We start from the raw sequence: 20,879 nt of genomic DNA on the forward strand, positions 1-20,879 counted from the left end.
CCGCCCTCCACCAGGCCGGGCGCCTGAGCTTCTTCGGTAACGACGCTCATCTCGCCGGAGCACAATCATTCGCCGCGTTGCTGGCAGCGTCGCGCAAGACGGAATGGGTCGTTTATGCCAAGCGTCCGTTCGGCGGGCCACAGGCCGTGCTGGCCTATCTGTCGCGCTATACACACCGCGTCGCCATCGCCAACAGCCGCCTGATCGCCCTCGACCAGCAAGGCGTCACCTTCAGATGGAAGGATTATCGGGTCGATGGCCGCGACCGTCACAAGCGGATGACGCTCGCCACCTTCGAGTTCATCCGCCGCTTCCTCATCCACGTGTTGCCAAAGGGCTTGCACCGCATCCGCCACTACGGCTTGCTGGCGCGGGGCGTCTGCGCTGACAACGTCGCACGCGCGCGCGAACTGCTCGCCGTCAGCGATCGTGAGAATGAGCCGACCGAGACCGTCAGCGACACCGACAAGCCACCCTGTCCATACTGCGGCGGTCGCATGATCGTCATCGAGGTCTTTGAGCGAGGCGCAACGCCCAGCCATCAACAGACCGCGCCAACCCGCGCCATCAGGATCGACACCTCATGACCGCGCAACCGCCGTTCTGCAAAGCTGCTCGTCGTGTCCGCCGCTCATCGACCGGCCACGGCGGAACGCGACCCACCATCCTTCTGTCGTCGCCAGTGCACAGACAACTATTCGAGCTCGATGCCAACCATCGCTCATTAAGCGCATGCGCCACCCACGCGAGGCGCGCCGCACCGGTTCGCACGCGATCCGCCAGTTCGTCAGCAACGCTCAAATCCCCATAGCGCCAGCCGCACCATCCCGCCCGCCATGCGCGGTTTCCTCCCTTGGAGGCTTTCGGACGCCGGCCGCCCGAATGTGCCGCGCCGTCCTTCATGCGGCCGGCATCCGAGACCCTTCACACAAGCGGTCCTCAAGTTAGCTACCACAAACGCTGCGAGCGCCGTCGCGCCCACTCGCCTCGGGCACCCCTATAGCTGAGATGGATCATCCTTCAAGAAAATCTTCACTTCCTCAAAAAATTCGGCGACACCGGGGTCCTGCTCCAGCAGAATGTGGTTTTTGCCCGGTAGCGCAACAAACCGCGCGCCGGGTATTCCCGCAGCGATTTCGCGGCCCAATTTGACCGGGACTTGGTGGTCGTCGCGGATGTGCACGACGAGCGTTGGCGCCCTCACTTGTGCGAGGAGTTCTCGCACGTCAAATTCGGACACGGCCTCAAGATAGCGGACGGCGCACTCGGGCGATGCGCTCATGCGTTGAAGCTCGTTGAAGGCGTCGGCCTGCTCTCGGGTGGCGCCTGGTATCATCGAAGACGTAAAAATTTGACGGAAGGTCGGATTGTCTGCTCCCCAACCCAACTTCGTGAGCGTCTTTATTGCTGCAAAACGCTCCCGGCCTGCATCGCTCAAATTGGGCTGCTTATTATACCCCGCTGCCCATCCGCCATACAGGATCAGACGCGAGACCCTTTCCGGATGCCGGGCGGCAAATGCAATGCAGACCGCGCATCCTTGTGAGAATCCAATAAGCGGAAACCGACTGAGGCCCACGGCGTCCACGACCGTTTCCATGTCGCTAACCCACGCCTCCAGGGAAATCCGGGCGACGTCCCAATCAGACAGACCGTTGCCGCGTGCGTCGTATTGGATGAGTGTGAAATCCTTGGCGAGCCCGAGATAAAGATGGCGGAAAATTGGGAGTTCCCAGTCGTACTCGAGATGACCGAGCCAATGCGCTGATCTCACCAATGGCGGTCCGGTGCCGACTGTCGCGTAAGCCAGCCTAACGCCGTCAGATGCCTTGCAGTACCGAATTTCCTGCTTGAGGTTCGCGCTGGCGAGCACCCGGGCTGCAGGTGATCCCGCAGTATCGAGATTGATCGCGTAAACTTCAACTGGTCTGGCTATATTCTTGAGGTTTTGCCGTCCCAGTTCGCGGAACGTCAGATCGAGCTTACCCTCAACATGGTCCAGTACGTAGCGGGACATGCAAATGCCACCGCGATCTGCGATGCCTTCGAGCCGCGCCGCAACGTTGACGCCGTCGCCAAAAATATCGCCTCCATCTTCGATGATGTCGCCGATGTTGATACCAAACCGGAACTCAATCCGCCCATCCTGCGGGACCGCGGCGTTACGCTCAACCATCCTGCGTTGAACGTCGACCGCACAGCGCACCGCTTCCACGACACTGCTGAATTCGGCCAGCAGCCCATCTCCAGTGTTCTTCACAACCCGCCCCCGGTGCTCGGCGATCTTGGGATGAACTAGCGTACGCAGATGCTCTTGGAGCAGGGCGTGCGTTCCCTCTTCATCCAGCCCAGTCAGCCGGCTGTACCCAGCGACATCGGCCGCAAGGATAGTTGTGAGCCGTCGCTTAACCCGCTCTGTGGCCAAGAGTGTCCTCCGGGACAGGTGCGGGACAGCTTACACCTCCCCTCACGATAGAGCTATGTAGGAGGCAACTAAGGCCAGCAGGCCGTCAACCGGGGAATGTCCGGAAGGGGTCAAGGCGACGGTTTTGCCGGCGTTAAGGTCGTTCCGAGTCCCCCCAACTTCTGACCTGTCCTTTGGCTCTGGCAATGATTCCGATGATTCGAGGGAATGGAGTCGTGAAGACGGTGTTACGCCATCAGGACGCCACCATTGGCGTTCGTCGCCGGGGGACGCCAGATGGCAGATCAGAAGGCTAAACTTGTATTCCCCGCGCTCGCGGGGCTCTATGAGTCGTGTGCTCCTTATTCATACGCGATGATACGCTTCGCTACGGGGGCCATCCTGGTGCCTCATGGCGTTACGAAGATCTTGAACACGCCGATTTCCAAGTTCGCGCCCAACATCGCGGCTAAGGGACTACCGTTCCCGGAGCCTTTGGCTTACCTGACATATTTCACTGAATCCGTCGGCGCCGCTTGCCTCGCCATCGGCTTGTTGACGCGGATCGCAGCCGCCATTGTTGGGATCGAGATGATCGTGATCGTCATCCTTTTTCAGTGGCAGTTTGGATATTTCTGGACCAATCGCGGATACGAGTATGCGCTACTGTGGGCATTGCTCTGCGTCGCAATTTTCTTCAAGGGGGGCGGCCGTTATTCGGTAGACCGGCTGATCGGTCGCGAGTTTTAGATCCGAGGCTGCTCGAAGCGTGGGCCCCCGCTTCTGCGAGCATCAGCGGGTCCAGACCAAGCGTTGCATCGTGGCTGATCGACGTTGATGTCCGCTCCGGGCAAAAATGCGAAGAATTCAGGTTGAAGCGGTTACGTTCACAGATGTGTCTTACCGGTGCAGGTATTAGTTGGCCGATCGTTCGGCTGGGTTAGGGCTCTTCAATCGACTAGGTTCGTGCATGCGCCGTCGCAATTCCTCCTTGACCCTCTTGAGCGTTGCTCGCATGCGATCGCGCCGTGTTGTTCTTTTGACAAGGAACTCGCCACGGCCGGGTTTGCTAGCGACAGCCGACGTTTGAACGAACCTGAGGCTCGTCGGCACATCGGCGGAATTGTTTTCGCTTCAAAAGCGCTTTGCTCTTACTCCGCCAACCCAAGGATTTGAAGATGCCTGGCCATCCGATCCAGGGTTGGACCGGAAAACACCATGGCTTCTTTGAATTTTGAAATCGTCAGTCCGGGGTAAGCACATAACATCTCGGCAAACGCTGCTTTAGCCTCTTCGAGGTGGCCTGCCCCTACCAGAGCCGACGCGAGATTTCGGTAGATCCAGGTGGCATGCGGGCGTTCTTGCAACGCACGCCGATAGAACTCCACTGCCTTTTCGTAATCCTCCGCGACCTCATTGGCAGAACCGATGCCGACGTAGTTGTTGAAATTCATCGGATCAATCGGGCTGAGGCGCAAAGCTTGCTGGAAATGCTGAACCGCGCTTTCCGGGCGATCTGAGTAGCACTCTATCCAGCCCAGCCGGCTCCACGCCCATGCGCAATTGGGGTCGAGCGCGAGCGCCCGTTCAAGCAACACTCGAGCCGTTCCGTAGTTGCGGACGAACGTGTTGACTGCACCGAGCACGGTGAGGATCAGCGCATCGTCTCCGCTAAGATTAGCGGCTCGTTCGGCGAGCGAGCGTGCCTTTAATTGGCTTTCCGCAAGATCAGTGGCCCAGTTGTAGACGGAGCGCTGGGCGTGGCACCAGCCGGCAAGCGCGAGGGCTAGCGGGTATTCGGGATCTATCTCCAGCGCGTTTTCCAGCAGCACGAGCGCCTTTCCACTCTCCTCCTTTTCGAGCGCCCAGACATGTGGCATTGCTCGCATGGTATAGTCGTAGCTGCTCAGATCCTGCGGCCGGCGACGCCGGGATCGTTCAATTTCTGCGAGGCGAATGGATGGCTGCAGGGCACCTGCCACTTGTTGAGTTATCCGGTCCTGTAGATCAAAAATTTCGTCGACTGTGCCGTCATAGCGCGAGCTCCAGACATGTGCGCCGGCTTCGGTCTCGATCAGCTGCACAGTGATGCGCAAGCGGTTGCCAACCTTCTGCACGCTTCCTTCAAGCAAGTAGGCAACACCAAGCTCTTTACCAATTTCGCGGGCATCCGTGGCGCGCCCCTTGTACGTGAAGGCTGAACTGCGCGCGATGACAAAGAAGGAGCGTATGCACGACAGCGCCGCTGTGATAGCCTCGACGATACCGTCGGCCAGATAATCCTGCCCGTGCTCTGCAGACATATTGTCGAACGGAAGCACGACTATGGAGGGTTTGTCGGGCAGCGCCAGATGTGACGTTCGAACCGGGCTTTGGCCGGCGCGGTTCGATGCTGCGGCAACATCCTGTCTTGGCCTGACGTGCCATGTGCGAATCGGCTCATCGATGTTCTTGAGCGTTCGAAGACCCATGTCGACGAACGAGGTCTCCACCCTTCCGCGAACTTGGCGGTGTGCGTCGTCGGAAATACAGACGCCGCCGGGCTCTGCGACACCTTCGAGACGGGCCGCGATGTTGACACCCTCGCCAAAGATATCGTTGTCGTCGATCATAATGTCGCCGACATGTATGCCGATGCGAAACTCGATCTGAAGGTCCTTCGGCACATTGGCATTGTGCTTAGCCATTACTTGCTGGACTTCGATCGCGCAGCGTGCGGCATCGACTGCACTGGCGAATTCGACCAATATGCCGTCACCCGTCGTTTTGACGATGCGGCCGCGATGCGAAGCGATCGAGGGATCAACGACCGTCTTCCGCAACAGTTTCAGCTCGGCCAGCGTGCGCTCCTCGTCGCGGCCCATCAATCGGCTATAGCCGGCGATGTCCGCCGCCAATACTGCTGCCAATCGCCGGTCCACACGCTCGCCAGGCAACCGGGCCTCCATTGCGGCCAAACCGGGAGCCGCGGCTCCAAAACTGCGGCCCGGGTTGATCCGATCCAGTGTCGGCAAGTATGGCCACTTATTCAAGAGCTGGTCGATTGCCGGAACCGTCAATTCGGGTAGACTTTGGCCACCCATTAGAGAACAAACCGTCGGAGCCGCCATGGGCCGGAGATATCAAGACATCCTCGAAACCGTCGGCAACACACCTGTCGTGCGGATCAATCGTCTCGCGCCTGCAGGCGTGAACTTGTTTGTCAAAATCGAAGCCTTCAACCCGTTGGGCTCAGTGAAGGATAGGCTTGCGCTAGGCGTCATTGAAGCCGGGGAAAGATCCGGTGAGCTGAAAGCTGGGCAGACCGTCATCGAGGCAACTAGCGGCAACACCGGGATTGGTCTTGCAATGGTCTGTGCGGCCAAGGGATATCCCCTTGTCGTCACCATGGCTGAGACTTTCAGCGTCGAGCGACGCCGGCTGATGCGCTTCTTAGGCGCAAAAGTCGTTCTCACGCCCGCCGCGGATCGGGCTGTCGGGATGGTCAATAAAACGATCGAGTTAGCTAAAACGCATGGGTGGTTTATGGCCCGGCAATTTGAAAATGAGGCCAACCCCGACTACCACTCGCGGACCACGGCGCGCGAGATCCTAGACGACTTCTCGGACCAGCGATTGGACTACTGGGTAACGGGCTACGGGACGGGAGGAACGTTAAAGGGCGTCGCGCGGGTGCTCGCCAAAGAACGCCCCGACACAAAAATCATCGTTTGCGAGCCGGAAGACGCACAATTGCTCGGCAGTGGCATCGAGCAAAACCGCAACGCGGACGGCACACCGGCGGCACCGCATCCGACATTCAAGCCGCATCCGATGCAAGGGTGGACGCCGGATTTCATTCCGAAGATCACCGGCGACGCTGTCGCAATGAAGGTTATCGATCGTATCCTATCAATTCCGGGCCCAGAGGCAATCAAGTGCAGCAAGGAACTGGCGACCAAGGAGGGAATCTTCGTCGGTATCACGTCCGGTGCGACGCTTGCTGGCGCGCTCAAGATTGCAGCGCAGGCCGAAAAGGGCGCAAATATTCTGTGTATGCTGCCCGATACCGGCGAGCGTTACTTGAGCACAGACCCTTCACCGATGTCCCGGTCGACATGACCGAGGACGAGCTTCAGATTTCGCGCTCCACCCCCAGCGCTCAGTTCAAGACAGTTTCGCAATCAGGGTGAACTGAAACTCGCCGCCTCTGTTGCTCCGTCGGTATTGGGTCAAGAGCGGTGGTCACCGCGACCATCGTGCATCGCCCGGTTTCCTGCCGAGAGCCGACATGGGTGGCGGGTGCTGCGTTGTTCAGTTCAGGGGCATGCAAACTGAATTCTCATTGGATCACCTCATTAGACTGCAACAGCATCGAGGTCGGCGCCCCAACTGTCCTCAGGTACGATCAGCTCTGAGGAGTTCCCTCATTTGAACCGGGCCGGGCGGTATCAAAGAACCGAAACACGTTCTCGAGCAGCCTTGCGGGTGGTGCCGAACGGCGCGATGATGTTGCACCGGGCGCAATACCGGCGAATGTTCAATGAGTGTCCTGCTTCGTCCTGCAGTTAAGTAAATGCCGGGAGGGGTCGATGGTACACGTTGGCAAGCACGCGGTTGTGGTGGGCGCGGGAATGGGCGGTCTTTTAGCCGCACGCGCTTTGGCGGATCATTTCGACGAAGTGACCATACTTGAGCGTGACGCGCTTCCGGATTCGGCTGATACGCGCAAAGGCGTACCGCAAGGACGGCATACGCACGGATTGCTTGCCCGCGGGCGCGAGGTACTCGAGCAGTCGTTTCCCGGGTTTACTGAAGAAATAATCGCTCAGGGAGCGGTACCTGCAGACATCGTCAATGATGGGCTTTGGTTCAATTACGGCGTCTATCTTCACAACTCCCCCAGCAAGATGGTTGGGCTCGGAGTAAGCCGACCAACGCTGGAAGGCTTCGTGCGACGGCGGCTCCTCCAACTACCCAACATTCGGGTGCAAGAGCGTCATGATGTCGTGGATCTGGTGTTTGATCGTCCCTCAGGCCGCGTGACCGGTGTTCGAGTCCAATCAAAAAATGGCTCAGGCGACAAGGAAAGCCTGGAAGCCGATCTCGTCGTTGATACTAGCGGTCGCGGGTCATCAACTCCCACATGGATCAATGCGTTTGGTTTCGCAAAAGCGCCGGAGGAGCAGGTCACTGTCAATGTCGCCTATGTCAGCCGCTTTTGTCGTCTCAAGCCCGAACATATGGAGAATTACCTGCACGGCAGGAAGTTCGTTCTTATGGGAGCGTGCTTGCCTGATTTTCGCTTCGGTGCTCTTCTGCCGCAGGAGGGCGAACGTTGGACCGTGACATTGGGCGGCTACATGGACGATCAAGCACCACTGGAAGATGCTGGTTTCCTTGAGTTTGCACGTGGCTTGCAAAAGCCGGAAATATTCAACGTGATCCGGAATGCCGAGCCGCTTACTCCGCTCACGTCATACAAATTTGTTTCGAACACACGACGCCACTACGAGAAACTGACTCACTTTCCGGAAGGCTATCTCGTGTATGGCGACGCTCTGTGCAGCTTCGATCCGGTGTATGGTCAGGGAATGACGGTAGCTTGTGTGGAATCCCTGGCCTTGCGCGAGTGCCTGGCAAAGGGAACACAAGGAATTGCTCGCCGCTTCTTCCAGATGGCCAGTCGGATCATTGAGACTCCCTGGCAAATTGCCGTGGGCAGTGATTTGCAAAACCCGCGCGTTGAAGGCAAGCGGACGGCGCAGGTGCGCTTTGTCAACTGGTATATAGCGAAGTTTTACCGAGCGGCACGACGTGACGCCGCCCTGGCAACCAGGTTCCTCGAAGTGGCCAACCTTATGCAAGAGCCAGCCGCGTTGCTAAGCCCAGCGAACGTGTTGAAAGTGTGGAACGGAAGTTGGGGCATGCAGCATCCCGACCTTGGTCAGGGGCGCCAAGCCGCCTAGCCACGGCGGCGACATGTCTGAATCGACACCCTTGTTCAGTCGCGCGTCCACGGACAGCATCGCGAGGCGGCATCATTCCTAACCGTCTAGCGCGTCAATCGCGGGTCCAAGGGCGAGAACACATCAAAGAGGGTCCGGTCACTTGGAAGAACCTAGGTCTTGATGTCGGAGTTGGGTCAAATTTGTAAAAGCTCAGGTTGAGCAAAATCTGGCCGCTCTGCCGCGATGAGCACAGGATCTTATGGCAATACACGCTTAAATTGTATAAATAAACTTCCGATAATTATGATTCCCGTGCTCTAAGCAATTCGCCTCGACAGCCGCGTAAGCTCCGCGTGCCTCAGCCTCGAAGATAGTCAAGTCGTAGGCCCGCCCGCTCAGCGTTCTCGCTCTTGCAGTCTAATAGTTTCACCGCTCTGGCTTTGACGAGCTCCCTCCTTATCGTGTCCTGATTGTTCATGGCGATCGCGGACGGGCTCCCTGACTGTCGCCCGCGCAAACGAATGTCCGTTTTCCAGATGTTGGGCTACGCGCTCCTTGGCGAAGGCCATAATGCTCTGTCGAGCATTCTCATCGTTCGGCAGAGCGCGTTCGACAAGTTTGGTGATGACGACAAGCTGCGATTGGGCTGCGAGTAGGTCGGAATTATATCGTTCGCCTGGTCGGTCTGCACGGCGTTCCTCCACCGTCACCTTCCACATGTTGCGCGACATTTGGCGTCGTTCAATGCCGGCGATTCCTGTGGCGGCCTCTATGGACTTGATCGCCCTGACGACGGGCTCGACGCCATCCCTTCGCAGAGAAATGCGGTCGCCAGGCCTGGCGCCACTGTCTGCGAGTTCCTTTTCAAGCCCGACGCCCCAGACCTGATGTCGCCGGCCATCATCCAGTTCGATGGTTACATAGGTTGACGGCTCGGCGTCGGGGCGGTTGCGATACGGGCCAAAACCGACCTCCATCAGACGTCCGGAAACGCCCTTGTCGTAATCGAACCTGTCTGCCTGCGATGACCTGTTGGAGGCCGAGCGAGCCTCGATATCGTTGGTCCGGGCGTGGGCTCGATCCCATACGGCTCGTCGGTCAGCGAGCGCCTGCCGATCAAGCTCGTTTGGCCGATAGCCCTGCACCTCTATTCCGCGCGCGCCAGCCTCAAGCCACGCCTCGCGCCGGAACTCGGCTGAACCGCGGACGTGCAGTGCCTCCCACTGGCGATGCTGTGCCACGCTGACCATGTCCCGGATCACCTCGGCGGCAGCCATGCGGGTAACCAAGCGATCGTCAGTGGTCTTGAACGCAAGATACTCTTTTCGCTCATCGGCATAGAGTCGCGCTTCGCGGCTAGCTCCATCCTTTTCGGATTGACTGGCCACCACGTAATATTTCCGACGAATCCGGTCCGGAAACGCGCTATCTGTTACCTCCGCGGATGAAGGCTTGTTGGGGCCTTCCCCCTTTTCTCGGGCGGAAGCGCGCCCGGCGCGACGTTGCCGCTCCAGGCTGAACTCCTCGCTCGCGTCATGCCTGGCGCTCATTCTCTTCACCCTTCTGCCTGCGGCCGGTCCGCCGCGTCGGCGGAATGACCTGAGCGTCGATGTAGTTCATGACCCAGGCTTTCAGGTCGTCTTCGGAAAGCCCTTCGAGGTCGACATCCACATCCCCGAAATCGAAACTCGCACCGGCAGGAATGGTGGAGGGATCCGCCACCTCCTCATCAGTCATGGGCCGCGCTCGGAATACCGCACGCAGCTCAGCGATCTCGGAGCGCAACTCCTTGATTTCGGCGTCGAGCAGTGCATTTGAACGCACGTTGGGCATCTTGGGGACAGGCGCCGGGAGCAATCGCTCCAGAAAAGATTTGTCCTCATAGTAGATGATCTTATCGGCGATGATTGGCGGAATGCCGGTGCCGAGAATGAAGGCCTTGGATTTCGGAAGAAGCTTGAGCTCTTGCGGCAGCATCAGGGCGCGACGATGCTCAGACACCGTCTCGCTGGTAGACCGCCTGGTAAGTCCTTTCGGTCCGCTGCGGCTCCGTGCAGTCACCGTATCGTAGCCGATGCGCTCCGAGAGCTCATTCGCCACGTCCTGCTCCTTTGGGGCAAACACGACCTCAACGGCGTGGTTGGTCATGAAGTTGCGCGCTGCCTCGATCCCGTAGATGGCAGCGCAGCTGCGCCGGGCTCTGGATGACGGTGAGAAGGCGGATGCCGTAGCCAGCGACGAAGGCAACCGATTTTGCCAGCACATTCACATTGCCGAGCGCCGGAAACTCGTCCAGCAGCAGCAGTACCTTGCGATTGAGTTTGGGATTTTGTTCCGGCGGCTCCCTTGTGTTGAGATCGACCACCTGCTGAAAGAACAGGTTCAAGAGCGGAGCCATTCGGTCGAGATTATCAGGTGTCACGCCAAGGTAGATCGACATGGGCGTCTGTCTCAGCTGCCGCAGATCGAAATCATTGGACGAGGTTGCGGCATCGATGCGGGGATTAAGCCAGAGACCAAGGCGGGCTGTCACGGTCTTGCGGACCGAGTTCAACGTATTCTCGGACGCGGCGAGGAAATCGTTCAGCGCGGTGATGCAGTGTCGTGACAGGGGAGAAGGACCCGCCTTGCGGTCCGCGATGGTTTTGTCGAAGTGGGTCTTCAGATCCTGGGTCGCCGACAGTTGGCGCAGGATTTCGCCGATCGTCAGAGGCAAGCCGGGCGTTTCCGCGACGTAGCCGCCGATTGCCACAAAGGATGAACGAGCCGCCTCGAACCAGAACGGATCGCCGCGGCTTTCGGCCGGAAACAGCATCACCGCAATGCGCTGCAGATCGTCGTAGAGATCGGCGGGATCGTTGCGCACATAGCCCAGCGGATTGTAGCGCGCCGTGCGGCCGCTCTCGTCCAGCGGGTCGAACAGATGGACCTCCTGCCCGTGTTCTGCGCGAAAACCGGCCGAGCGATCCCAGTTCTCCTTCTTCACATCCAGTGCAACGACCGATCCTGGCCAATTGAGCAGGTTTGGAATGACATAGCCGACGCCCTTCCCGGCGCGGGTCGGGGCATAGAGGAGGACGTGTTCCGATCCGCCGAAGCAGAGCATTTTTCCATCTTTGCGGCCAAGCAGTAGACCGTCATTGGATCGAAGGCCCGCGGCCTTGATCTCGCGCTCTGACGCGAAACGGGCTTTCCCGTGAAGGGGAAGCGGACGCTGCCGGAGAATGGCACCGAGCAGGCCAAAGACCACGACCAGACCAGCGAGGGTCGACAGCGTCAGCCAGCGGTCGAAGCGCGGGTCGGCGCCATAACGCGGCCAACCTGTGGCGATCTCCGACCAGTGAAAGCCGCCGTCGTGAAGCCTGAGCCCAAGCAGCAGAACATTCGAGGCGACGAGCAGGAAGACTGCACCGGCAAAGAGCACAAGCGCAGTGCCCCGGGCCGCCTTAACGGGCGTGGTCGCGCTTGCGAACGGGGTCATAGTAGATTTCCGAAATGCGATAGCGGCCATTGCGCTTCTGCATCTGGACGACCACGTCGACGAGATGTAGCAAAAGCGAACGGATATCGTCGCGATGGAGGTCCGTCCCTCCGCACTCTCCTTGACCAGCAAGGTCATTTGCTCAAAGGCGAGGCGGGCGCTGTCGGCGTGAACCGTCGTGATTGATCCCGGGTGCCCCGAATTCACATTCCGGAGATAAAAGAAGGCGGTGCCGTCGCGCAGTTCCTGCAGCAGGATGCGGTCAGGCCGCATGCGCAAGGACGACTCGAGGAGTTCGCGGGGGCCGATCTTGGCCACACCTTGCCCATCCTTGGCATAGAGCAGCCGGACACAATTCTGATGCGGGATGACGAGCTCGGCCGTGTCTTCAATGGTGAGCAGCCGCTCTTGCGCCGGGATCGCCGCGATCAGCGCCTTGGACAGGGTCGTCTTGCCGGAACCTGTCGCCCCTGAGATCAGAATATTGCGGCGGTTTCGCACTGCAAGCTCAAGAAATTCGCGCCATTGCCCCGTCTCTTTCAGCGCGAGCAATCGATGCTCGCCGGCGTCTAGCTCGTCGCTCGCGGAGCGGACCTCATCGAACAGCTTTACCTGATCAAGAGCGTCCAGGTTCATCGTCAGCGTCGAGGGCTTGCGGATTGTGAGGCTGATCGTCCCAGCAGGCACGGCGGGCGGTACGACGATCTGACAGCGCTCCTCGCCGATCAGGCTGGTCGAGACCACCGGGTATTCCGGCCCGATGTCCTGACGGGTGTGACTGGCGGCCGCGGTCGCAAGGTGGGAGAGATAGGTGTGCGTGAGGGCTGCGACTTCATGACGGGTCCAACCGTTGGGCCCCTCCACGAAGATCTCGCCGGGGCGATTGACGACGATTTCAGTGAGCGTGTCGTCCGCCAGGTAGGATGCCAGCGGCTCGAGGTAGCGCGCGAGCACCAGCCGTCCGCCATCCCGTTCGATTGACGCGGCTGCAGTCATTTCGTCACCATTGCCGGCCCGACGAGGCCTCCGGGAAGGGTGCGGTCAAGGATCTGCGTGCGGCTTTCGATCCGTTTGAGTTGGTAGACCGACGAAAAATCGAGGTCGCGCGCGACGAAGATATTGACGAGCTCGCCCTGGTTCTTGCTCAGCGTCGGCGGGATGTTGATGGATTGCTCGACGGCAATGCCGGCGGCGGTGTTGGTCGCACCAGCCGTGTTGTTGATCTGGATCGAGCCATCTTGCAGTTGCTGGCGCCCGATCGAAGAGGCATCGCCGACGATTGACAACAATAGCGCCGAGCCGAAGCGCTCCCAGAAGTGCGTGTCGATGTCGCCGTCGAACCCTGCGCGACCGAGCGCATCCGTCGCAGGCGAGGCCAGCGCCACGATGACACCTGTCGGTGTCTTGGCGCGGGCCCATAGCACAAACATCCGTTTGGAGCCGCGCCGGACGTTGCCGCGGTATTCGCCAACGACTTGCGTGCCCTTTTCCATGAGCACGACATTGCCGGAATCCGACATCACGTCGCGCAGCACGACGCAGGAGACGAAGCCGGACACATCCGACGACATTGCGGTCTCGAGCACGCAAGGGATTGAAGTGCCCTGGGTCACCAGAAGATTGCGATTGGGCAGCCGCGCCGCCCGCACGCCCTCGATCGGCGTGGGTTTGAGCTTGTCGGCGAGCTCATTGCGTGGCTCGGCCCGCCCGAAATCATAGGGATCAACGGGGACGCCTGCGGTCGGGACGTTGCGGGCCGGACGTCCCGACGCGACCGGCCGATTATAGGCCAGCACCGGTGCGCGCCGCGCGCTTTCGAGCATCTGGTCGGGAGCCGGCGCGGGGGCCGCTGGCGGGGCTGAGATGGGTGCAGCCGGAATGGATGCCGTGGTGACCGGTACGGCGGGTGTTTCCGCGACGGGCTCGAAGGCCGCCGCTTGGCGGATTGTGAGCTTTCGGGCCGAATCCGTGACCGGCTTATCGCTTTTCCAGGTTCCCCAGATGATCAGGAAGGCGAAGGCGGTGAGCGCGAGCGCGCCGAAGCCGCGTTTGAGCATCGCCGTTCGACCGCTGTCCCCTCCTCCCACCGGGGTAATTCCGCGCTCGCCGGCAAGCCTCTCATGTTCAAGCTCGGTCATGTTGCACCCGCCTCATCGTGCCTCAAAGGTTGGAGATGACCTCTTCGCCCGCCGCTCGACCGAGGGGCTCGTGGTGTTGGTGCCGGGATTGACGCCGACAGCATCGAACGCTTCGTTGAAAATGCAGAGCACGATGTCGCCCTTGCGCAGTCGAAACTCGCGGGCCGTGGCATGGACCACTACGAGCTCGCCACGGACATCCTTGGAAACCAGACTTTCAGAGCCATCCGAGTTGATCAGGTAGATCGCCGGGATCTCGCGATTGCCAGCGAAGCGAAAGGTCGTTTCCTTGCCGTCATCGAAAACGGCTTCAGGTTCGAGGTCGATCGAGCCTTGGGCGGAAAAGCGCCAGTTGCGGGCGCCATAGGCATGGTGCAGGTCAAAGGTCTGATCAATCATCGCGCCTTCCCGTTCCGCGCCTCGGGCGGCCGCCTCGATGCGCCGACGCTCGATCTCGTCGCCGGGATAAGCAAAGCGGACGACGAAGTAGCTGTCGGCGAGCGTTGTCTCGGCGATCGACAATTCGAATTGATAGGAGCGCTTGCGCCCGTCGGGTCGGGTCGTGACGACCTGCAGATTGGTCGGCGGATGTTTTTCGCGCGGCTTGAGGAACAGGATCGAACTTGCGGGTGCCACCTCCCATGCGATCGCGTCGCCGATGGCGACATGCGCGATCTCCTCGTCATCGGCAAACACGACCTGGGTCGAGGCGCGAATGACGCCATTGAGGCGGACCACATTGGCTGGGTCGTAGGTCACAGTGCGTACGCGTGCATCGCGTTGCCCGGGCGCTGGCTGCTGCAGCGCCAGCGCGGGCCCGGCAAATCCGAGAGTTAGAGAGATCAGAAGCGCAAAACGTTTCATGGCACGACCTCCGGATCGGCGCGATACTCCGAAACCAGAAAGCCCAGCGGATTGATCAGACGGTCGGCGGACGACATCGGTGCGTTGGCGTAAGTGAACGTCAGGGTCGGACCCACTGAGTGATGTGGGTTTCCTCGCCCTTGCGGCTCTCTTTCATGAACCGCACAGACGCGACATTCTCGGCCAGGAGCGAGATCGCTTTGATCCGAACCGTGGCCACGCCAAAGCGTCCCTGAACGACTTGCGGGCTTTCTGGATTCGAACCGCGGTACCAGGCTGCGAAGCGGGCCTGCTCGCCCTGCCCCGAAAGCAGCGAAATCGTCCGAAAATTGGTTTCGGCTTCCGGATAGCTGTAACCTTCGCGCGCGCGAACGTAGCGTCCAAGGAAATATTTGGTGACGGCCTCGTCGTAGCGTGCCGGCGTCGAGTTAAGAGCAGAGACGGTGTCGACAATGCCGGTGGCATTGTCGACCCGGATGACGAACGGCTCGACCGTCTTCAGCGGTGCAAGTGCTGCGACCGCGCCGACCGAGGCCACCGCCAAGGCGCAGGCGACCGCGGCAACCACCCACGCTGTTCGCCGCGAGCGATGGGCCGACAGAAGCAGGTCCTGTTCCCATCGCCGCGCGTTCTCGAAATAGCGTTTCAGGTCATCGTTCCCGACCATCTCACGCCTCCTTGCCACAGGCGCGATACGACGCTGCAATATCGGCTGAGTGGCTGGACGCGGCGAGATGGGTCGAAGGCGCTGACGGACTGCCTTCGCCCTTCCGGATGGTCGGTGTGGGCGGCGAAGCTGACGGTTCAGGTGTCGCGGATGGCGCGCCGGACTCCCAATCCCAGAGCGAGCGGTTCAGCGGCCGCCGAGCCAGGCCATCACAGGATGGCGGCCCCTTTGTCCAGTTAGCGCAGCCGCCAAGCTGCCATGAGATGACGCAAATGACGAATAGTCGACGCCACATCGTTCTGATGCCCTGCTCTGCCTTAGTCGCCTGATTCTGGCGATCTCTTACGCGCTCAACCACGCGAGTCGTTTTGCCGGTTATGTCTGCTCAACAAGCGTGGTCTGAATCAAAAGGTCAGAGTCGGCTGTACTGATGACCTGTCTGTTTTGGCAGGGCTCAAGACGTCTCGAACTCAGCAGGTCGAGGTGAAATCGCCCAAGTGGGGCCTGAGGCAAGCGATCGGTGCCAGGAAGCACGCCAAGACGTCGAATCGGCCGTAGATGATTCTGATCCTCGGACCAGCGATGCCGGCCGTGCCGCCTTCCACAAGTCAAGCCTTCGACTTGCTCATGCACACCGTCCATAAGGACGGCTCCCCAAACACGCCTCATTCCGCAAGGCGGCCATCACCGGATGACTTGAAATCCTCCTCCCACACTCCCGGCCGGTCCAGCGCCAGAACCGACTGTGGACGGTGAACCAAGCCGAATGCGTCCGGCAGATCGCGCCATCGCGAGCCTGTGCGCGCAATTCAAGCTGCGCATAACCATTGACGCAACGAATCGGCCGTGATTCGATCCGCGGCACTGGCCGCTTCAGGCCAGGCAAGCGGCCCGCACAGATGCTGGAACACCTGCGCGAGCCTAACCCTCAACATGGAGGATGCCATGTCTCAGGCTGATTTTGCCTATACCACGAGTCGTTTACTCTTTCCTGCCGGACCGGCCGTTCGGCGTCGGCAGTTCGTCACCGGCGGCGCCGCCATCCTGGCCGGGGTCATCACTCCCTCATGGGCTGAGAGCGTCGGTGTTTCGACCGCACCCGACCCAATCCTCGATGCCATCGAAAGCCACCGCCGAGTCTTTGAGGAGCTGGGGCGCCTGCTCGCCGAGCAAGATGCTGCCGAGCGCGAGCTGCGCCGTGCGCCCTACGGCAGGCGGGCCGAGCTGGAGGCTAAGTTAAATGGCCTCTGCGAGGCTGAAGGCGCACTCGGTCGGGCTGAGATGAAGGCCTCGCGTCAGCTCGCCGGCACCGTGCCAGGAAGCCTCAAAGGAGCGGCCGCGGCGTTAAAGTACGTGCGTGAGTGTTACGAGATTGGCCAGTCGCCCCTTTACGAGGACGATGGCTACCGGCTGCTGCTGCTCTCGACTGAACGCGCGATTTGTGCGGCCATTGATCCCGCTATTCCGCACGGTGGTGTTGATACTCGATAGCGATTGCGCACGCTCCTACGAGCGGGATGTGAAACGAGGTCCTGGCGGAACCACCCAGGCACCGCCAGGCCAAAGCGGTGGAAACGGATCTCCGACCTACGACCACCGGGCCACATCTCGGCTCCACAAGAGGGAGAAGAAATCTCGATGAACATACCAGCGGTCAAAACCTGACGCCTGGTACCCGACCGCAAGTCATCTGGCGATGGCCCTGAGACCGAGATCGAGGCGGCCCACAAGCTTCATCAGGAGGCCTTCATTGCCTGATGTGCGACGAAGACTATGAGATCAGACGCCAAGATTGTCGCATCGATGATTGCAAGGGCAAACGCGTTTCCTTTTGCATTGAACGCCCGAGTCGGCGCCAGTATGTCGACACCTTTTTGCCGCTGGCCGTTTCGCCCGCAACGGACGAGTTCTGGGTCATTCCAAAGGCGCGAAAAGGGATCGGCGCAGATCTCCTCGAATTTGTCCCAGCTTACCGGCAAGTTGTTCGTCAGACATGGTCCGATTGTTTCGACTCACTATCTGGGGTGTAGGGTAAAGCTAAAGAACATTTTGGGAACAATTTCAATGTATTGGCGAAGACTGGAGCTCTTCAACCTGTTGCAAAGGTGGACATTTATGAGGACTTTTATCAGCTAAATTTCGTAAGTGAAATGTCCACATCTATTTGATATATTTATTGTTATGACAAAAAACTCAGAGGACAAAAAAGAGGACATTTCAGCGGCTCATGATCGCGGCGAGCCGGTTTCTTCCATGGAACCCCTCCTTATTAGGCAGGATTCCCGGCACCGGGGGGAACTGACCGATTTGGCAGTTGACCTCGTCGGGAAGTCGGCCGGTTTCAACGAGAAGCTTACCGCAAAGCCTTCTGGGCTCCTTGGCCGATCTCGTCCGGGCCATGAACTGCTATTACAGCAACCTCATCGAGGGGCATGATACGCACCCGGTCGATATCGAACGCGCCTTGAAGAACGACTATAGCGCCGATCCCCACAAGCGCGATCTTCAGCTCGAAGCCAAGGCGCACATCGCGGTGCAACAATGGATCGATGAAGGTCATCTCCGTGGTCGCGCCGTAACTATCGACGGCGTCCGCGAAATCCATCGTCGCTTTTGCGAGCACCTTCCCGACGCGATGTTATGGATCGAAGAGCCCGATACGAAGGAACGAATTCGTGTTGTCCCCGGCGAATTGCGGCTTCGCGACGTCAAGGTGGGACGTCATATCGCCGTCAGCCCTGGCGCTGTTCCCCGGTTTCTCGCCTATTTCGAGAAAGCTTACAGCGGCGCTGGAAAAGCCGACGCCATTTTGGCTGCGGCCGCGGCGCATCATCGCCTTTTGTGGATTCGCCCCTTCCTCGACGGTAATGGCCGAGTTACGCGGCTGATGTCGCACGCCATGCTGTTGGATGGGCTCGATACCGGGGCCGTTTGGTCGGTGGCTCGCGGGCTTGCTCGAAGGGACAGCGCATATAAGCGGCATCTCATCCAATGCGACCTTCCGCGGCGCAACGACCTGGACGGCCGCGGAAATCTCAGTGAAGAAGCGCTTGCATCCTTCACGCGCTTCTTCCTCGAGACCTGCATCGACCAAGTGAACTTCATGGAATCGCTGATGCAGCCAGATCGGCTGCGCACACGCATATTGCTGTGGGCAGAGGAAGAAAGCCGCCTCAGCAAACTCCCGCCCAAAGCAGGCGCAGTGCTTGAAGCAATCCTCTATCGGGGCGAGCTTCCGCGTGGCGATGTCGCCAATCTTCTCGATCTTACGCCACGTCATGCACGGCGCATCGTATCGGAACTCATTGGCCGTGGCGTCCTCACCTCAAAAGGTCCGCGCGATCCATTGCTGCTGGCTTTCCCCGCCACCCTTGCCTCGCGATGGATGCCGGGACTCTTTCCGGAGCACACGGTGAATGACTGAGGAGGGCTTGAGTGAATCCTTGGACACAGAGGCTCGTAAAGCGGCCCTGAGGTCACGCAGCTCATCGCAGCGAATTTTCGACTAGGACGAATAAACCAAGATCTTGGAGGACATTGGCGAGGTTAGTGCAGGTGTTTGCGTCGGCCGGATCGAGCTCGATCGCTCGCTGGTTGTCAGCTTCCTCGAACCTGTTCAGGCTCTCGTGAACAAGCGCGCGCATGTGCAAGGTCGCGGCGTGATGTCAAGGCAGACCCCGCCAGTGTGGCAACACCCGACCGGGATCGTTTTCTACGACGTCGGCTACCGTGGAACGCTGCATAGCATGGTCGATCATGTCATCGAGATTGAGGGCCCCCGACAGGTTTGGAGGAGGATGAGGACATCATACGCGGAATGCAGGAGCACTTCGGCTTAGGACGTCTGGCAGCTTCGACCCGCGAACGCTTTGAGGCGGCAGCTAACTAGCCCTACGGATTGGCTCGAGACTGCCCGTGCGTCTGGTTCTGGAAGGGCAGGAGGCCGGACGGAGGTCCTCTGCGGGCAACCAGCGGTTCACGGTCCCGACATATCGCCTAAGCGGGCCTGCGGTGAAGGGAACTGGATCTCTGAATTCGCAAAACCTCTCATCCGCAGAGAGGCTCGACTAGGGACATCCAAGGTTCCAGAATTGTGACTGGAACAATAATTTGATTTTCTTATTGTTACCATTTTGACGAAATGGACACAAGGACTTTGTGTTACCATTTCGGCAGAATGGATACAAAAATCTTGGTACCACTTAGCCAAAATGGTAACAAAGGCCATGAAGCAGTTTTCAAACATTGACCAAGTCATGTTTTCCGACCTGGTTCAGAAGGCGACCGATGCCGAATTCGATGAGAATTTCCCGGAGAACGGGACCTTTCTCAAACAGAAGCGGGCCAATCGCGAATACTACTATTACAAGGCCTATGAGACCTCCGGCGGCCAGGGACCGACGAAAACGGCCCTCAAATACGTCGGGCCGGCCGACAATCCGGAGATCGCCAAGCGCGCCCAAGCGTTTCAGCGCACGAAGATCGGATATCGCGCGCGTCGAGAGCTGGCTGCGAAGTTGAGGCGGGCGGGCTACCCGGCTCCGCCTCATATGGAAGGTCTCGTTGTCAGCGAACTCGCGCGAGCGGGACTTTTTCGACTTCGCGCCACGCTTGTCGGTTCGATGGCTTATCAAACATACAGCGGCGTCCTCGGCGTCAGGCTTCCCGACGAACTCGTCACGACCGAGGATATGGATATCGCTAAGTTCTACGGCATCTCGATCTCGATCGATGACAGCATGCCGGACATCGAAGACATCCTGAAAAAGGTCGATCCGACGTTCGCGCCCTCGTTCTCCCCCGACGAGACGAAACTGTTCAGCGGTTTCGCCAACGCCGCCGGGTTCAAAGTCGAATTCCTCACCCCGAACCGCGGCGACGAGGACTACTCCTCCAGGCTGACGAAGATGCCGTCGTTGGGGCCGTCGGTGGGCGCACAGGTATTACGGTTCTTGGACTACCTAATTCATGAGCCGATCCGCTCCGTCGTTCTGCACGATGCAGGCGTACCGGTCCTTGTGCCGGCACCGGAGCGCTACGCCATCCACAAGCTAATAGTCGCGACCAAGAGGAACGTCTTCTTTGCGGCTAAGGCGAAGAAGGACATCAACCAAGCCGATGCGCTCATCCAGGCGTTCGATACCGCTAAGCGCGGAAGTGACCTAGGCTTCGCATGGATGGAGGCATGGGAACGCGGAGCGGGATGGCGACGCCGCCTTGGCGTCGGCGCCCTACGTCTTTCCGATAATACTTTTGCCATGCTCTCGAAGAGTGTCGCCGAAGCGGCCAAGCTCGACGGGAAGTCGGCAGACGAGTACGGCGTTACGCGTGGCAAGGACGGGCTTCTCGCGCGCGTCTCGATAGCGAAGGCGGCAGCAGCGCCTGCGCCGTAACG

General features: G+C 59.6%; 14 protein-coding genes and 2 pseudogenes. 7 read left to right on the forward strand and 9 right to left on the reverse strand.

What is annotated here, in order from left to right; all coding sequences use genetic code 11:
• Positions 1–587 (forward strand): IS91 family transposase (locus BM222_RS28120; RefSeq protein ID WP_177243515.1); only part of this gene is annotated, 587 nt, incomplete at its 5' end.
• 410 nt (positions 588–997) lie between these two features.
• On the opposite strand, the gene BM222_RS28125 is transcribed toward BM222_RS28120, so the two are convergent.
• Positions 998–2,425, reverse strand: a complete 1,428-nt coding sequence (locus BM222_RS28125) for an alpha/beta fold hydrolase (RefSeq protein WP_092235368.1) — start codon at positions 2,423–2,425, stop codon at positions 998–1,000.
• A 276-nt stretch (positions 2,426–2,701) separates the two neighbouring features.
• Between BM222_RS28125 and BM222_RS28130 the strand changes: the two genes are divergently transcribed.
• Entirely contained in the window at positions 2,702–3,154 is a 453-nt protein-coding gene (locus BM222_RS28130; protein ID WP_092235371.1) for a DoxX family protein, read from the forward strand.
• 401 nt (positions 3,155–3,555) lie between these two features.
• On the opposite strand, the gene BM222_RS28135 is transcribed toward BM222_RS28130, so the two are convergent.
• The gene (locus BM222_RS28135) at positions 3,556–5,418 is read right to left on the reverse strand and encodes an adenylate/guanylate cyclase domain-containing protein (protein ID WP_177243516.1); all 1,863 of its coding nucleotides are present in this window, start codon (positions 5,416–5,418) and stop codon (positions 3,556–3,558) included.
• Between the two features lie 94 nt (positions 5,419–5,512).
• Here BM222_RS28135 and cysK point away from each other — a divergent pair, with 94 nt between their 5' ends.
• On the forward strand, positions 5,513–6,505 hold the full coding sequence (cysK, locus tag BM222_RS28140) for a cysteine synthase A (protein WP_349509875.1): 993 nt from the start codon (positions 5,513–5,515) through the stop codon (positions 6,503–6,505).
• Positions 6,506–6,975: 470 nt separating this feature from the next.
• Positions 6,976–8,352, forward strand: a complete 1,377-nt coding sequence (locus tag BM222_RS40310) for an FAD-dependent oxidoreductase (RefSeq protein ID WP_143106069.1) — start codon at positions 6,976–6,978, stop codon at positions 8,350–8,352.
• 377 nt (positions 8,353–8,729) lie between these two features.
• On the opposite strand, the gene BM222_RS28155 is transcribed toward BM222_RS40310, so the two are convergent.
• The 7 genes and pseudogenes from BM222_RS28155 to BM222_RS28180 form a co-directional block, all read right to left on the reverse strand.
• Entirely contained in the window at positions 8,730–9,884 is a 1,155-nt protein-coding gene (locus tag BM222_RS28155) for an LPD7 domain-containing protein (protein WP_092235586.1), read from the reverse strand.
• Positions 9,868–10,482: a type IV secretory system conjugative DNA transfer family protein gene (locus BM222_RS42290; RefSeq protein ID WP_244547269.1), complete on the reverse strand. Its 615-nt coding sequence runs from the start codon at positions 10,480–10,482 to the stop codon at positions 9,868–9,870. The genes BM222_RS28155 and BM222_RS42290 overlap by 17 nt, the downstream gene beginning before the upstream one ends.
• Positions 10,463–11,845 carry a type IV secretory system conjugative DNA transfer family protein gene (locus BM222_RS28160; protein ID WP_349509876.1) on the reverse strand — a complete coding sequence of 461 codons (1,383 nt, stop codon included), beginning with the start codon at positions 11,843–11,845 and terminating at the stop codon, positions 10,463–10,465. The genes BM222_RS42290 and BM222_RS28160 overlap by 20 nt, the downstream gene beginning before the upstream one ends.
• A pseudogene (virB11, locus tag BM222_RS28165) lies at positions 11,781–12,811 on the reverse strand (P-type DNA transfer ATPase VirB11). The gene BM222_RS28160 and the pseudogene virB11 overlap by 65 nt, the downstream one beginning before the upstream one ends.
• Complete coding sequence (virB10, locus tag BM222_RS28170; protein WP_092235383.1) at positions 12,808–13,953, reverse strand: type IV secretion system protein VirB10; 1,146 nt, start codon at positions 13,951–13,953, stop codon at positions 12,808–12,810. Before virB10 ends, virB11 begins: the two are co-directional and overlap by 4 nt.
• Before the next feature lie 12 nt (positions 13,954–13,965).
• On the reverse strand, positions 13,966–14,817 hold the full coding sequence (gene virB9, locus BM222_RS28175; protein ID WP_092235386.1) for a P-type conjugative transfer protein VirB9: 852 nt from the start codon (positions 14,815–14,817) through the stop codon (positions 13,966–13,968).
• Positions 14,814–15,484, reverse strand: a pseudogene (locus BM222_RS28180) (VirB8 family type IV secretion system protein). The gene virB9 and the pseudogene BM222_RS28180 overlap by 4 nt, the downstream one beginning before the upstream one ends.
• 945 nt (positions 15,485–16,429) lie before the next feature.
• Between BM222_RS28180 and BM222_RS28190 the strand changes: the two are divergent.
• The 3 genes from BM222_RS28190 (at position 16,430) to BM222_RS28210 (ending at position 20,877) form a co-directional block, all read left to right on the forward strand.
• Entirely contained in the window at positions 16,430–16,975 is a 546-nt protein-coding gene (locus BM222_RS28190) for a hypothetical protein (protein WP_244547271.1), read from the forward strand.
• Between the two features lie 886 nt (positions 16,976–17,861).
• Entirely contained in the window at positions 17,862–18,908 is a 1,047-nt protein-coding gene (locus BM222_RS28200) for a Fic family protein (protein WP_210188518.1), read from the forward strand.
• 802 nt (positions 18,909–19,710) lie between these two features.
• Positions 19,711–20,877, forward strand: a complete 1,167-nt coding sequence (locus tag BM222_RS28210; RefSeq protein WP_177243517.1) for a nucleotidyltransferase family protein — start codon at positions 19,711–19,713, stop codon at positions 20,875–20,877.
• The last annotated feature ends 2 nt before the right edge of the window (positions 20,878–20,879 follow it).

Origin of the sequence: Bradyrhizobium sp. Gha, from assembly GCF_900113735.1 — a bacterium.
Classification (GTDB): domain Bacteria; phylum Pseudomonadota; class Alphaproteobacteria; order Rhizobiales; family Xanthobacteraceae; genus Bradyrhizobium.